The 14,867-nt window shown below is 53.2% G+C and carries 12 protein-coding genes; 3 read left to right on the forward strand and 9 right to left on the reverse strand.

Translation table 11 applies throughout. The features are described 5' to 3' along the window. Positions 1–64: 64 nt before the first annotated feature. Genes AC5JPW_RS09395 through AC5JPW_RS09405 form a run of 3 tightly spaced genes read right to left on the reverse strand, consistent with a single transcriptional unit; the run spans position 65 to position 4,103 of the window. Positions 65–1,843, reverse strand: a complete 1,779-nt coding sequence (locus AC5JPW_RS09395) for a SmdB family multidrug efflux ABC transporter permease/ATP-binding protein (protein ID WP_494239792.1) — start codon at positions 1,841–1,843, stop codon at positions 65–67. Then, positions 1,836–3,599: a SmdA family multidrug ABC transporter permease/ATP-binding protein gene (locus AC5JPW_RS09400; protein ID WP_494239793.1), complete on the reverse strand. Its 1,764-nt coding sequence runs from the start codon at positions 3,597–3,599 to the stop codon at positions 1,836–1,838. Before AC5JPW_RS09400 ends, AC5JPW_RS09395 begins: the two co-directional genes overlap by 8 nt. 45 nt (positions 3,600–3,644) lie before the next feature. Further along, entirely contained in the window at positions 3,645–4,103 is a 459-nt protein-coding gene (locus AC5JPW_RS09405; protein ID WP_458044206.1) for an Lrp/AsnC family transcriptional regulator, read from the reverse strand. A gap of 115 nt (positions 4,104–4,218) precedes the next feature. On the opposite strand from AC5JPW_RS09405, the gene AC5JPW_RS09410 reads away from it, so the two are divergent. Further along, positions 4,219–5,265: a PLP-dependent cysteine synthase family protein gene (locus AC5JPW_RS09410; protein ID WP_494239795.1), complete on the forward strand. Its 1,047-nt coding sequence runs from the start codon at positions 4,219–4,221 to the stop codon at positions 5,263–5,265. Between the two features lie 41 nt (positions 5,266–5,306). Here AC5JPW_RS09410 and cof read toward each other — a convergent pair whose 3' ends face one another. Further along, positions 5,307–6,125, reverse strand: a complete 819-nt coding sequence (cof, locus tag AC5JPW_RS09415) for an HMP-PP phosphatase (RefSeq protein ID WP_494239797.1) — start codon at positions 6,123–6,125, stop codon at positions 5,307–5,309. A 98-nt stretch (positions 6,126–6,223) separates the two neighbouring features. Here cof and AC5JPW_RS09420 point away from each other — a divergent pair, with 98 nt between their 5' ends. After that, complete coding sequence (locus AC5JPW_RS09420; RefSeq protein WP_494239799.1) at positions 6,224–7,924, forward strand: SgrR family transcriptional regulator; 1,701 nt, start codon at positions 6,224–6,226, stop codon at positions 7,922–7,924. Between the two features lie 65 nt (positions 7,925–7,989). Then, the gene (queC, locus tag AC5JPW_RS09425; protein WP_494239800.1) at positions 7,990–8,685 is read left to right on the forward strand and encodes a 7-cyano-7-deazaguanine synthase QueC; all 696 of its coding nucleotides are present in this window, start codon (positions 7,990–7,992) and stop codon (positions 8,683–8,685) included. 59 nt (positions 8,686–8,744) lie between these two features. Here the strand turns inward: queC and AC5JPW_RS09430 are convergent, their stop codons facing one another. From AC5JPW_RS09430 to lon, 5 genes are all read right to left on the reverse strand, one after another. Then, the gene (locus AC5JPW_RS09430) at positions 8,745–9,152 is read right to left on the reverse strand and encodes a YbgC/FadM family acyl-CoA thioesterase (protein WP_494239802.1); all 408 of its coding nucleotides are present in this window, start codon (positions 9,150–9,152) and stop codon (positions 8,745–8,747) included. A 96-nt stretch (positions 9,153–9,248) separates the two neighbouring features. Then, complete coding sequence (locus AC5JPW_RS09435) at positions 9,249–9,632, reverse strand: helix-hairpin-helix domain-containing protein (protein ID WP_494239804.1); 384 nt, start codon at positions 9,630–9,632, stop codon at positions 9,249–9,251. Between the two features lie 144 nt (positions 9,633–9,776). Further along, a complete protein-coding gene (gene ppiD / locus AC5JPW_RS09440) occupies positions 9,777–11,651 on the reverse strand; it encodes a peptidylprolyl isomerase (RefSeq protein WP_494239805.1) in 1,875 nt (624 codons plus the stop codon). A gap of 212 nt (positions 11,652–11,863) precedes the next feature. Then, positions 11,864–12,136 carry a nucleoid-associated protein HU-beta gene (hupB, locus tag AC5JPW_RS09445; protein ID WP_437432482.1) on the reverse strand — a complete coding sequence of 91 codons (273 nt, stop codon included), beginning with the start codon at positions 12,134–12,136 and terminating at the stop codon, positions 11,864–11,866. A gap of 210 nt (positions 12,137–12,346) precedes the next feature. After that, positions 12,347–14,701, reverse strand: coding sequence for an endopeptidase La (lon, locus tag AC5JPW_RS09450; protein WP_494239807.1), 2,355 nt, complete (start codon positions 14,699–14,701; stop codon positions 12,347–12,349). Between the last annotated feature and the right edge of the window lie 166 nt (positions 14,702–14,867).

Below are 14,867 nucleotides of genomic sequence, written 5' to 3' on the forward strand. Positions count from 1 at the left end.
CGTGATGCGTTAGTTTTTTGCACCAACAGTGATAGCTGTCAGTAGCGTGCCTGATTATGGTGCATCAGGCGATTAGCGATTCTTCTTGTAAGCTAGCGGCTAGCTCTTCACCCGCCAGTTGGAGCTGGTACATTTGCCAGTAACGTCCTTTTGTTTCAAGGAGTTGCTGGTGCGTCCCTCGTTCAACAGCCTGTCCACGATGGAGCACAAGAATGGTCTGGGCCTCAACAATAGTCGACAATCGATGAGCAATCACTACCAGCGTCGTGTGCTCCCGTACCGCGGTGAGAGCCTGCTGAATCGCCTGCTCGGTGCCTGAATCGATATTAGCGGTAGCTTCATCGAGGATCAGGATTTGCGGCGTATCGACCAACACACGCGCCAGCGCAAGCAGCTGTTTTTGCCCGACCGAAAGATTGTTCCCCTGCTCACCCAGACGCGTATAGATGCCATCACCCATACCGCGCGCCAGATCTGCAAGCTGCACGGTCTCCAAAGCCTGCCAGACCTGCTCCTCAGAAATATCACGACCCAACGTCACGTTAGCGAAGAAACTGTCAGCCATCACGACCGGATCCTGCTGCACCATGGCCACCCCTTTGCGCAGCGAAGCATGGCTCAGTGCCGAGAGCGGACGACCATCAAGGCGGATTTCACCTTTAGTCAGTGGGTAATAGCCCATGAGCAGATTCGCGAGCGTACTTTTACCGCTGCCGGTATGTCCCACCAGCGCCACAAAACTGCGCGGCGGTACGCTCAGGTTGATGTCCTGCAAGACCAGTTGGTCATCCCGGTATGCAAACGACACATTATCGATGTCGATAGCACCGCTTTTCAGCGGCTCATCGTCGTAACCATAAGTCTGGCGCGGGCAGTCCATCAGTTCGAAGACACGCTCCCCCGCTACCACCGCCTGTTGCAGCATGGATTGCTGGGTGGTGAGTTCAATTAACGGTTCGTTCAGTCGCCCCAGATAGCTAATAAAGGCATACAACACCCCGACCTCAACCGAGCCCGTGGCACTAAACCCAAACAGCATCAGCAGGCCGCACAGGATAAGCGTGGTGAATAAGCTCAGTAGCGGACGCAGCAGGAAGCCGTCGAGACGCAGAGTCTGCATACGTGCCAGATAATGTGAGCGACTTGCCTCCCCCATTCTCTCACCAAAGCGCCCCTGCTGACGGAACTGCTGAATAACACTCATCCCGTTGATGACTTCGTTAAAGCCGTCGTTAATGTCTGCCAGATAGGCACGCATCCGGCGCACAATGGGCGTGCTATAACGCTGGTAAATAAGCATCACAATCAGTACCGCCGGGAAGATGGCGATCGCCACCAGTGCCATACGCCAGTCGAGGCTAAACATCGCCACCAGCATCGCGCCAATCAACGCTGCACTGCGCAGGACTGTCGCTACCACGGTAACGTACAGATCGCGGATGACTTCCGTGTCATTGGTGACGCGGGAGATGATCTGCCCCACAGGCTGGGTATCGAACGCGTTAAGCGGTTGGCGTAACGCCGCATCCATCACATCGGTACGTAACTGTTGCACCACGCCAACGGCGGCCTGATTGAAGAGCAACGCCTGGGCGTAGTGGAGTCCCGCCGCCAGGAATTGCAGGCCGACATAAGCCACAACTAACCCGGCCACCAGGCCAAGGGGCAGATAGCTTTTCGCTACCATGTTATCGATGAAATAACTGATGAGCGCCGGGCCAGTCACTTCCGCTGCCGCCGCGATCCACAACATGAATACCGCTTTAATCAGTTGCTTGCGCCAGGGTTTTCCATATTCCAGCAGCCGCTTCAAGGTCGGCCATAACTGTCCAAAATTACGCATTGCTGGCCTCCTCTGGCGCATCATCCAGCGCCGCTTCCAGTTGCTGGTAACGGTGCATATCGCGATACCAGCCCGGTTGGCGGGCGAGCTGCTCGTGCTCACCTCGCTGGACAACGTGTCCGTGCTGCATCACCAGAATTTCGCTGGCTTCGGCCAGGGCCGACAAACGGTGCGCACTGATAATGACCGTGCGGCCCTCCCCCCACTGGCGGAGATTGTGCAGAATCTGATGTTCAGTGCGCCCATCAACGGCAGAGAGGGCATCGTCCAGCAGCAGAATTTCCGCATCCAGCAACAGCGCACGGGCAATAGAAATACGCTGTTTTTGTCCGCCGGAAAGCATCACACCTCGCTCGCCGACTTCCGTCTCATAGCCCTGCGGCAGACGGAGAATGTCTTCATGCACGCTGGCCAGTCTGGCGACATGTTCAATTTCTTCCTGGGTAGCACCTGGTTTGCCCAGCGCAATATTACTGCCGACCGTATCGGAGAAGAGGAACGGTGTCTGATTGACGACCGCAAGGCGGCTGCGCCATTCATCCAGTTTAAGTTTCGTCAACGGAATCGAATGGAATCGAATGTCACCCTGCTCAACGTCAAAGTGGCGCTGAATTAAGGAGAGCAGCGTACTTTTTCCTGAGCCTGTCGGCCCGCAGATGCCGAGCATCTGACCGGGTTCCAGGCTGACGTTGACGTTGCTGAGGACAGGCTGCGCGGTGTGCGGATAGATAAATTCACGGATCGCGACGTCCAGCTTACCGCGCCCCACCGGCACCGATGTGTTGCCGTCGCTGACCACTGGCGCTTCTGCCAGCATGTCACGAATGCGGGTATACGCGGCGCTACCGCGCTCAACGATATTGAACATCCAGGCCAGTGCGAGCATTGGCCAAATCATCAGCCCCAGATACATCATAAAACTGGTCAGTTGCCCCAGCGTCAGTGAGCCTTGCACCACCATCCAGCTCCCGCCGCCGATGGCCAAGAGGTTAGCCATGCCGATGGCGATGTAAATCGTGGGATCAAAACGTGCATCTACGCGCGCGACACGCATATTTTTCGCACCGGTGTCCGCAGCCTCACCGGCAAACAGAGCTGACTGGCGGTCTTCCAGACCAAAGGCTTTGATCATCCTGATGCTGGTCATGCTCTCCTGGGTTCGATCGTTGAGCGCAGAAAAAGCCGCCTGCGCGAGCTTGAAGCGCTGGTGCAACTGATCGCCATAGCGTTTAATGACCAACGCCATGATCGGCATCGGGAGCAGAGAGAGTAAGGTAAGCTGCCAGCTGATTTGCGTCGACATCACAATCAGCACCACACAGCCCATCACCAGCGAATCCACCAGCGTCAGTACCCCTTCTCCGGCGGCAAAGACCACACGGTCAACGTCATTCGTTGCGCGCGCCATTAAGTCCCCGGTGCGATGACGAAGGTAGAACTCCGGATGTTGACGGCTGAGCTGACGATAAAAATCTTCGCGCAGTTCAACTGCCAGTTGATAAGAGGCTCCAAACAACCAGACGCGCCAGACATAACGCAGCAGGTAGGTGACGATGGCTATCAGCACCAGCGAACCAATCCACATCATGATTTGAGAGGTGGTGTAATGCTGTCGGGTTACGCCATCCACCAGCACGCCCACCACTTTTGGAGGAACAAGCTGCAAAATGGCAATGATGATAAGTAAGCCAACAGCACCGAGATAGCGTCGCCATTCCCGGCGAAAATACCAGCTTAACTGAGCAAATAATCGCACGCGGTTACATCCTGAACGTGATTTTTCCGACATAAGCCGGGAGGGTTATTCAATGGGTAAAGCCGTGGTGTATTTAATCTGTTCCATGGCGAAACTCGACGTCACATCCGATAGCCCAGGCACACTGTTGACCAGTTTCTTGTAGAAATCATCGTAACGCTTCATGTCTGCCACCTGCACACGCAGCAGGTAATCATATTCACCTGCCATACGCCAGAAGCCGAGCACTTCGGGCATTTCCGTCACCACAGCGGTGAAACGGGAATACCAATCGCTACTGTGGTGCTGGGTCTTGATCAGCACAAATGCGGTCAGGCTAAGCCCGAGTTTCTCCGCATCCAGCATCGCCACCCGCGCCAGAAGAATACCGTCATCTTCCAGGCGTTTTAATCGTTTCCAGCAGGGTGTGGTGGTCAGATTAACGGCATCCGCGAGTGCCTGCAAAGAGAGGGAACAGTCCTTCTGCAGTAATGAAAGCAACTTACGGTCAATTTTATCTATCATAGCCGCCTCATAGAGAAAATATTTCTCTTCACATTCTATTCCAAAGGCAAAATGGCAACAATTTTTTCTGCGCTTTGCTCTATTCTGGGCACAAAATGATAAACGGAATAGATGAATGAACAGTGACTGGGTAAAACACGCGATCAGCGAAATTAATGCCGACTATCAACGCTCAGCGGACACGCACCTGATTCGCCTGACGCTGCCCGCCTTTGCCGGGATCCAACTCTATTTAAAAGATGAAAGCACACACCCGACCGGCAGTCTTAAACACCGGCTGGCACGTTCGCTGTTCCTGTACGGTCTTTGCAATGGCTGGATTAAAGAAGGCACAACCATTATCGAAGCCTCTTCCGGTTCAACTGCCGTATCGGAAGCCTATTTCGCCCGGTTACTTGGGCTGCCGTTTATTGCGGTTATGCCCCGCTGTACCGCGAAGCGCAAAGTTGAACAGATCGAGTTTTATGGCGGACGCTGCCATTTCGTGGAGAGCGCGTGCGAAATCTACGCCGCATCGGAAATGCTGGCCCGCGAACTGAACGGTCACTACATGGATCAGTTTACCTTTGCCGAACGCGCCACCGACTGGCGGGGTAACAACAATATCGCTGACAGCATTTTCCGGCAGATGAAAAATGAACCCCATCCGGTACCCGAGTGCATTGTCATGAGCGCCGGAACGGGCGGTACGTCTGCAACGATTGGCCGCTATATCCGCTGCCAGGGGTATGACACCAGGCTGATGGTGGTTGACCCGGAAAACTCCGTCTTTATGGATTTCTGGCAGACCCGAGATACCGCACTGCGTGCTTCGGTCGGCAGCAAAATTGAAGGCATCGGGCGACCGCGCGTCGAGCCCTCCTTTATTCCTGATGTGGTCGACGAAATGCTGCGGGTGCCGGATGCAGCAAGCGTGGCGACCGCACTGTGGCTGGAAACCCAACTGGGTCGCAAAGTCGGAGCATCCACCGGTACCAATATGTGGGGGGCGCTGAACATGGCCGTTCGCATGCGTGAAGAGGGCCGCACGGGCTCTATCGTCACCTTATTGTGCGACAGCGGCGAGCGCTATCTGGAAACCTATTACAACCCCCAGTGGGTGGCGAGTAACATTGGCGATATCCGCCCCTGGCAGGCAGAGATAAACCGGTTAGTGAAATAAAAAAAGCCAGACAAAGCGTCTGGCTTGCTGGAAAAATCTCGTCATTCGGGGGAATAAGGAAGATGTGGTGTGTCCAGCCAATGCGTTAAATAGTGGGACACGGCCTGATTACGGCAGTGTCCTATCACCGGTAAATTGGGGAGGGCAGCGCGCAGTTGTGGCATCGCGTTACCCATAATTAATCCGCGCCCGACGCTCGCCAGCATCTCTGCGTCGTTCATGGCATCGCCGAACGCCATGCAATCCTGCATCTGCACATTCAGCAGACCGCTTAGCATGGTGAGCGCAGCGCCTTTGTTACATCCGAGAGGCAAGACTTCAAGACAATAAGCGGCCGAGAAACAGAGCGTCGCCCGCCCATCCAGCACCTCATTCAACTGCACACGCAGACGACAAAGGTCGTCATGTTCGCCAACAAAACAGATCTTGGTGACGTGATGTGCTGGCAGGCGTTTTAAATCCACCAGTTGATAAGTGAACCCGCTATAGAGATGTTCGTTCATCTCGTCCGGAATCGGTTTATTGGTCAGCCAGCCGGAATCATTAAAAGCGTGAATACTGGCCTGGGTATCCCATTTGCTGTGCAGCACCCGCTCCGCAATTTCCGGGTCGAGATCCTGATGATGTAAGAGTTCCCCTTCCAGTGAATGAATACGGGTACCGTTGCCGGTAATGAGAAAAGCATCCAGCGCAATGGTTTTGACGATCTTGCGCATCTCCAGCGCATGTCGACCGGTGGCAAACGCCAGGGTGATGTCGCGTTCACGCAGACGGCGTAGCGTCGCGAGCGTCAGGTCGCCCAATCGGTGATCGGGCATGAGCAAAGTGCCATCCATATCAAAAGCTGCCAGCCGGGCCATATTTCATCTCCAGATTTCAACGCCTCGTATTGCGCAAAAGTATTGCCTGATATATACGGAAGTAATAGTGAGCAGATAGGAAAAATTGTTCCGGGTTTATGCGACAACTTAACCGACTCAACCAATACCAGCGCTTGTGGCAGCTTTCATCAGGGGAAAACCTGCAGGTGAGCGTTGCAGGCCTTGCCGCCGACTGCTTTTGCAGCGAGCGACATATGCGCACGTTGTTACGTCAGATGCAGGCAGCGGGATGGCTATCCTGGCAGTCCCGGTCAGGGCGAGGGAAACGGGGAGATTTGCAGTTTTTACGCACCCCGGAATCATTGCGCCAGGAGATGATGGAAGCTGCCCTGAACACCGGACAGCAGCATAACGCCCTGGCGCTGGCGCAACTCGCTCCGGAAGATTTGCGGACGTTGCTCAATCCTTTCTTAGGCGGTTACTGGCAAAACGACACGCCGACCCTGCGCATCCCCTATTACCGCCCACTGGAACCGCTGTATCCCGGCTTTCTACCCGGCCGCGCGGAGCAGCATCTGGCAAGCCAGGTGTTTTCTGGCCTGACGCGTTTTGCAAGCGACAGTGTTTTGCCGCAGGGAGACCTGGCGCACCACTGGGACATCAGCGAAGACAAGCTTTGCTGGCGTTTTCACATCCGGCCAACCCTGCACTGGCATAACGGTGATGCGGTGGATGCACGTCAGTTGCAACAGCGCTTTATGATGTTGCTGGATCTTCCCGCGCTACGTACCTTGTTTGCCAGCGTGAATACCGTGGAGGCTACGCACTCCCACTGCCTGACGTTCAGACTCCATCACCCGGACTTCTGGCTGGCGCATCGGCTTGCCAGCTACGCCTGTGTACTGGCACACCCGCATTTGCCCATGTCGGGTACCGGACCTTTTCAACTGACCTCCTTCAGTAAGGAACTGGTGCGACTCGAAAGCCATGAGCATTACCATCTCAATCACCCGTTTCTGAAAGCCGTGGAGTACTGGATAACGCCGCTGTTGTTCGAGCAGGATCTCGGGACCAGTTGCCGCCATCCGGTGCAAATTGCCATTGGTGAACCGGATGAACTGGTTCATCTCAAGCCCGTAAGCAACAGTACGAGTCTCGGCTTTTGTTATCTCGCCCAGCGCGCCGGATCGACGCTGAGCCCGGCGCAATCCCGCCGACTGGTGCAGATTATTCATCAGACTACCCTGCTACAGACACTACCAGTGGATGAAGATCTTATTACCCCCAGCAAAGCACTCATTCCCGGCTGGGACATGCCACACTGGTCGCAACAAGAGACGGTTGATCTGCCCGCCACCCTGACGCTGGTTTATCACCTGCCAGTGGAGTTGCACACCATGGCGCAGCAGTTGAAACACTACCTGGCAACGCTGGGCTGCGAATTGACCGTTATTTTTCATGATGCCAAAACCTGGGAGGGGTGCGAGGCGCTATCCAGTGCTGACATCATGCTGGGTGACAGGCTGATTGGAGAAGCTCCGGAGTACACGCTTGAACAGTGGCTTCGCTGCGATCCCTTGTGGCCGAACGTGCTCAGCATTTCGCAGTTTGCGCATCTGCAAGTCACCCTGGACGCAGTACAAAGCCTGGCGGATGAACAGACAAGGATCGCCGCGCTCCAGGCCGTATTCAGTCGCCTGATGGACGAGGCCATTCTGACACCGCTGTTTAACTACCAGTATCGTATTAGCGCACCGCCGGGCGTTGAGGGCATTCAGTTAAATACCCGCGGCTGGTTTGATTTCACTCAGGCCTGGCTGCCACCGCCGATGCAGTGAAGAAGCTGGTCGATGCCAGCCGCTCGCGTTACCATATTGCTTTATGAATGAATCCGGGAAGAATTATGAAACGTGCCGTTGTCGTGTTTAGTGGCGGGCAAGATTCCACGACCTGTCTGGTGCAGGCGTTACAACAATACGATGAAGTGCATTGCGTCACCTTCGATTATGGTCAGCGCCATCGTGCCGAAATCGATGTTGCTCGTGAACTGGCACTCTTCCTCGGCGCTCGGGCACATAAAGTGCTGGACGTCACCTTGCTGAATGAACTGGCGGTGAGCAGCCTGACGCGGGACAGCATCCCGGTCCCGGATTATGAGCCTGATGCCAGTGGCATCCCGAACACCTTCGTTCCTGGCCGTAATATCCTGTTCTTAACCCTGACTGCCATTTATGCGTATCAGGTGCAGGCCGAAGCCATCATTACCGGCGTCTGTGAGACCGATTTCTCTGGCTACCCTGACTGCCGTGATGAGTTCGTTAAAGCACTCAACCACGCCGTGAACCTCGGCATGGCAAAAGATATTCGCTTTGAGACGCCGCTGATGTGGCTGGACAAAGCAGAGACCTGGGCACTGGCCGACTACTGGGGCAAACTTGACCTGGTTCGTACCGAGACGCTGACCTGCTACAACGGCATCAAGGGTGATGGCTGTGGGCAGTGCGCAGCCTGTAACTTGCGTGCTAACGGGCTGAACCACTACCTGGCGGACAAACCGGGCGTGACGGCGGTAATGAAACAGAAAACCGGCCTGAAATAAGTTAAATTCCCCGGTGGCGTCTTACCTGCCGGGGATTCTTTTGAAAAATAATCAGATCGCTACATCTCCTCGCGGATCATCTCCTCCAGTTTTGTACGTAACTCACCATCCAACGACAGCGCTTTCTGCGTTTTTAGATCGATGCAAACAAAGGTGACCAGCGCATCCGCAACCACCTCACCTTCAGGATCCAGCGTCACCACCTGACTGAGTACGCCGCTTCTGCCGTTGATCTGCTTAACGTGGCTTGTCACCGTCAGACGATCGCCAAGCACAGCCGGTCGGCGGTAATTAATATTGATGTTGACGACCACGAACGCGATGTTATTCGCCGTCATCCATTGAAAGTTTTCGTTGTTCTCCAGTCCATCCCATCTCGCCTCTTCGAGAAACTCAAGGTAGCGGGCATTGTTGACGTGTTGATAAACATCAAGATGGAAACCACGAACTTTAATCTGAGTCTGCATAGCGCTTTTGCCTTCACTTTTGTTATAGGAACAGAGGTCATCACTGGTATGACCTCTTTAGCATGGCAAAGATTAGCAACTGCGCAAGGGGGAACTTCAGAGAGTGAGATGGTTGAGGTTACGTTCCACCAGCGAATGCCCCATTCCAGGTACCTGTTTCAGATCTTCCAGGGTTTTGAATGGACCGTACTCTTCACGGTAGCTGACAATCGCTTGTGCCTTTTTCATGCCGACACCATTCATGACACGCGCCAGTTCTTCCGCACTCCCCGTATTGATACTGACCTGGGTGCCACCTTCATCATCGGTGCTTTTCACCCCTTCCATTTTTTTGCTTTGTGTGGTGGATGTGTTGTCCGCTTTCGACTGAACAACCGTTGCTTTGGCTCCGGCGTCGGAAGGCGCGGCATAAGCGCTTTGCGCCATACCTGCGCAAGCAAAAGTAAGGGTAATTAAGAGTGCCTTGATTCCATGTTTCATACTGTTTCTCCTTGTTTGTTAACAGTGAGCACACGATAAACAAGGCATGAAATCAGGACAAATGGCAAAACGCAGAAATGGAAAAGGCCGCGAAAGCGGCCTTTGAGTTTGCATTACATTGCAAAATTTGTGGAAGGCATCTCGTTATTGCTGCGGATCGAGTTGGCTACCTAATTTGATTTTGGCTTCTTTACGCAGGTTGTTCATCATCGCTTCGAAAGCGATCTGAGCGTTGTTCTGGGTAATGCCCTGGACCATCGCTTTTTTCTGCGCATCCGGCATGGTACCGGCTTTAACTTCATCCAGCGCCAACACAACTACGTTGCCCTGCATATCATTGGCTACGCCATAGCCCGGCTTATCTTTCGCCGGCAGCGGTAAGGAGAATGCCGCCTGGCTGATAGGATCTTGTCCGGTACGTGCCAGCGTTTTAGCCGCACCAAAGCTCACACCCGCCGCTTTCAGCGCCTCATCGCCTTTACCATCTTTCAGGGCAGCAACCAGCTTCTCTGCATCCAGTTTCGCCTGCTGTTCAGCTTTATTGTGTTTAACAATATCGCTCACCTGGGCTTTTACTTCATTCAGAGGCTTAGTCGCTTCAGGTTTATGCTCGCTGACGCGCAGTACGAACGCACGATCACCATCTACCGTGATGATATCGGAGTTGCTGCCCGGAGCACCGTTTGCCCCCACCAGACCACCGTCAAAAATAGCATTAGTGACCGGTTTAAAGTTCAGCTCTTCTGGCAGGTTGTCACGACCAAACCAGCCCGTCTCAACCGCTTTCACACCCGCCGCTTGTTCTGCACCGGCCAGGGTTTCGTTGTCGTTGCTGGCAGCTTCACTGACTTTCTGTTGCAGCGCATACCACGCATCCAGCGCCTTTTCCTGCTTCACTTTCGCTGCAATTTCATCATGCACGTCGCTCAGCGGTTTGGCTTTCGCTGGCTGAATGTCATCAAGACGGACAACGAGGAAACCGACGGAGGATTTGATCACACCCGAAAGCTGGCCTTTGTCTTTCAGACCAGAATTTTTCAGTTCATCCGGCGTGGTGGAAGGTTCCAGCCACCCCATATCACCGCCGTTACGGGCAGAGATGATATCTGCAGATTTTGCTTTCGCCAGCGCGGCGAAATCGCCACCTTTGTTAAGCTCATCGAGAATCGCTTTCGCTTCATCTTCTGTTTTGGTCTGAATCACGCTGTAGCGGTTACGCTGCGGCTGCGTGAACTGATCCTGATGCTGATCGTAATAGGACTGAATGTCGGTATCGCTGACAGCGGTCTGCATATTAGCGGCATCCAGTTTGATGTAGCTAACGCGGAATTGTTCAGGTGTTACGAAACGGCCTTTGTTTTGCTCATAGAAGCCAGCAATTTCTTCATCGCTAACGGTCTGCGTGGCGGCCAGTTTGTTCACGTCAATAACCGCTTCACGCACGATACGCTGCTGAGCAACCAGTTCAGCTAGCTCATCCGTTTCGCCTTTCAGCATGAAATCTGTACCCGCGACAGCATTAATCAGCTGCTGGGAAATAAGTTGATTGCGCAGAGCCTGTGCATATTGATCGGCACTCATGCCCATCTGATTCACGATGCCGTTGAAGCGGGCGTTATCAAATTTGCCATTCGACTGGAAAGCCTGAGTGGCGAAAATGGCGCTTTTAACCTGCTCATCGCTGATGCCAAGGTGCAGCTGTTTCGCATACTGGTCAAGCAGCGCTTCATCGATAAGACGATTCAGAACCTGCTGACGCATAGATTTAATGTAGTTTTCGTTGGCAGCCAGTTCAGAGTACTGATCGCCAAGTTGCTGCTGCATGCGGTTACGTTCGCTGGCAACGGCATTTTCAAATTGCCCGCGACCAATCTCCTGACCGTTAACTTTTGCGGCATAGGTATCGTTACCGCCGATGAGATAGCTACTGACGCCGGTCAAAATGAACGACACAATAATGATGCCGAATATGATCTTGAGCACGATGCTGTTTGCTGCCGTGCGTAAATTGTCCATCATGGTGTAACAACACTCCGCTGTAGGTGACTGTAGACCTCGCGCAGTCACTCAGTTTCCCGACGCTGCGTACAAAGATGTATTTTGACAAGAAAAGGGGTCGATTGTCAGCCCAGAACACGTAGAAACTCAGATAAAGATGGCTGAACAAATAAAAAAAGGCACATCTCTCGATGCGCCCTTGTTCTTTTTCACCTTCCCTAATGGGAAAGCGATCAGTTTACCGCGTCTTTCAGCGCCTTGCCTGCGCGGAAGCCAGGAACTTTAGCGGCGGCGATGGTGATTTCTTTACCTGTTTGCGGGTTGCGGCCAGTACGCGCAGCACGCTCTTTAACAGCGAAGGTACCAAAACCTACCAGCGCTACGTCATCCCCAGCTTTCAGAGATTCAGTAACCGAAGCAATTAAAGCATCTAACGCACGTCCAGCTGCCGCTTTAGAGATATCGGCCCCTGCGGCAATCTTGTCTATCAGTTGAGATTTATTCACTCTTCTCTTCCTCTCTTTATAATTTATATCGCACCTGCATCCTTCACAGTGCGACCGCGCAGCAGTTATATCAGGCCTGTCATGCCCTTACAACACCAGTTGATGATGACACACCCAACCAGCAATCTAAATTAGCTATACAAAAAAAGGCTGGCAAGTACGAAATGCCTTACCAGCCTTGTTTTTATCAACGCTCTTTGCGCGGTGTCACTATTTTGCCGTTACAACCTGCATACCGAAGGGTTCATTCTGCAATGCAAGCGCCAGAACTTCGTCGATACGTTTAACCGGGTGAATATCCAGATCAGCAATAACGTTTTCCGGAATTTCCTCAAGATCGCGTTTGTTCTCGAAAGGAATCAGGACGGTTTTAATGCCACCACGGTGGGCAGCCAGCAATTTCTCTTTCAGGCCACCAATAGGCAGAACCTGACCACGCAGCGTGATTTCACCGGTCATCGCAACATCGGCACGCACCGGGTTACCTGTCAGACAGGAAACCAGTGCCGTACACATGGCAATACCTGCGCTCGGACCGTCCTTTGGCGTAGCCCCTTCCGGTACGTGAACGTGAATATCACGTTTTTCGTAGAAGTCGCCGTTAATGCCCAATTTCTCAGCACGAGCACGCACAACGGTCAACGCGGCCTGGATAGATTCCTGCATCACTTCACCCAAAGAACCAGTGTAGGTCAGCTTGCCCTTACCCGGCACGCACGCTGTTTCGATGGTCAACAGATCGCCGCCCACTTCTGTCCAGGCGAGACCTGTAACCTGACCAACGCGGTTTTCATCATCCGCACGGCCATAGTCAAAGCGCTGAACACCCAAGTAGTCGTGCAGGTTTTCACCGTTGATCTCGATATGTTTAAGCGCCGGATCCAACAGCAGTTGTTTAACCGCTTTACGGCACAGCTTAGAGATTTCACGCTCAAGGCTACGCACACCCGCTTCGCGAGTGTAATAACGAATGATGCCAACAATAGCGCTGTCATCAACCGTCAATTCACCTTTTTTCAATGCGTTGCGTTCAATCTGTTTCGGCAACAGGTGCTGTCTTGCGATGTTCAGTTTTTCATCTTCGGTATAACCGGACAGACGAATCACCTCCATACGATCGAGCAACGGCGCTGGGATATTCATGGAGTTCGACGTGGCGACAAACATCACGTCGCTCAGGTCGTAATCCACTTCCAGATAGTGGTCGCTGAACGCCACGTTCTGTTCCGGATCCAAGACTTCCAACAGCGCTGAAGCCGGATCGCCACGCATGTCCGAAGACATTTTGTCGATCTCATCAAGCAGGAACAGCGGGTTTTTAACGCCCACTTTGGCCATTTTCTGGATCAGTTTACCCGGCATAGAACCAATGTAGGTACGGCGGTGACCGCGGATTTCCGCTTCATCACGTACACCACCCAGTGCCATACGGATGTACTTGCGCCCGGTGGCTTTCGCAATGGACTGGCCCAGAGAGGTTTTACCCACCCCCGGCGGTCCTACCAGGCACAGAATCGGCCCTTTCAGCTTGTTAACACGGCTTTGAACCGCGAGGTACTCAAGGATGCGATCTTTGACACGCTCAAGACCATAGTGGTCCGTGTCCAGAATCTCTTGCGCCTGACGCAGGTCTTTTTTGACCTTGCTGCGGGCATTCCACGGAACCTGAACCATCCACTCAATGTAGCCACGCACCACTGTCGCTTCCGCAGACATCGGGGACATCATTTTGAGTTTTTGCAGTTCAGCTTCGGCTTTTTCTTTTGCCTCTTTCGGCATTTTCGCCGCGTCGATTTTGCGTTTCAGCGCTTCGTTTTCGTCCGGGGCGTCGTCCATCTCACCCAGTTCTTTCTGAATGGCCTTCATCTGCTCATTCAGATAGTACTCACGCTGAGATTTCTCCATCTGCTTTTTGACGCGATTACGGATGCGTTTCTCAACCTGCAGCAGATCAATTTCCGATTCCATCATCGCCATCAGATATTCCAGACGTTCATTAACGTCGGACATCTCCAAAACAGACTGCTTATCAGCCAGCTTCAGCGGCATGTGTGCTGCGATGGTGTCTGCCAGACGTGCAGGATCGTCAATGCTGTTCAGCGACGTCAGCACTTCCGGTGGGATTTTTTTGTTGAGCTTGATATAGCCTTCGAACTGGCTAATCGCGGTGCGTACCAGCACCTCTTGCTCACGTTCATCAATGGCCGGAGAATCAAGGTACTCCGCCTTCGCCGAGAAGTGTTCACCATTGTCTGATAAAGCGGTAATACGCGCGCGCTGCAAGCCCTCGACCAGCACTTTTACAGTACCGTCCGGTAATTTCAGCATTTGCAGAATAGAGGCCACGGTCCCGACGGTGAAAAGATCGTTTACACCCGGCTCATCCGTTGAGGCTTCTTTCTGCGCAACCAACATGATTTTTTTATCATGATCCATGGCGGCTTCAAGGCAACGGATAGATTTTTCCCGCCCTACGAATAAGGGTATGACCATGTGCGGATAAACCACCACATCGCGCAACGGCAATACGGGGATTTCAATGCGTTCAGAACGCTCAGGATTCATAGAGCTCTCTCTTAGTTTAGTGTCCGCCAGGTAATCCGGTGACGTGACTGTGCAACACGCACCGTTAACATGTAAACCAGTATATGGGGATGTTTCCCACACATTCAACGGCGGGAATAAGGAAAAATAAAAGGGGGGATAAAATCCCCCCTTTTTTATTAACTGA

Source organism: Phytobacter sp. (genome assembly GCF_059074235.1).

Coding starts and splice junctions, on each gene's coding strand:
- AC5JPW_RS09395 (WP_494239792.1), bottom strand. CDS start 1,843: ATGCGTAATTTTGGACAGTTATGGCCGACCTTGAAGCGGCTGCTGGAA.
- AC5JPW_RS09405 (WP_458044206.1), bottom strand. CDS start 4,103: ATGATAGATAAAATTGACCGTAAGTTGCTTTCATTACTGCAGAAGGAC.
- AC5JPW_RS09410 (WP_494239795.1), top strand. CDS start 4,219: ATGAACAGTGACTGGGTAAAACACGCGATCAGCGAAATTAATGCCGAC.
- cof (WP_494239797.1), bottom strand. CDS start 6,125: ATGGCCCGGCTGGCAGCTTTTGATATGGATGGCACTTTGCTCATGCCC.
- AC5JPW_RS09420 (WP_494239799.1), top strand. CDS start 6,224: ATGCGACAACTTAACCGACTCAACCAATACCAGCGCTTGTGGCAGCTT.
- queC (WP_494239800.1), top strand. CDS start 7,990: ATGAAACGTGCCGTTGTCGTGTTTAGTGGCGGGCAAGATTCCACGACC.
- AC5JPW_RS09430 (WP_494239802.1), bottom strand. CDS start 9,152: ATGCAGACTCAGATTAAAGTTCGTGGTTTCCATCTTGATGTTTATCAA.
- AC5JPW_RS09435 (WP_494239804.1), bottom strand. CDS start 9,632: ATGAAACATGGAATCAAGGCACTCTTAATTACCCTTACTTTTGCTTGC.
- ppiD (WP_494239805.1), bottom strand. CDS start 11,651: ATGATGGACAATTTACGCACGGCAGCAAACAGCATCGTGCTCAAGATC.
- lon (WP_494239807.1), bottom strand. CDS start 14,701: ATGAATCCTGAGCGTTCTGAACGCATTGAAATCCCCGTATTGCCGTTG.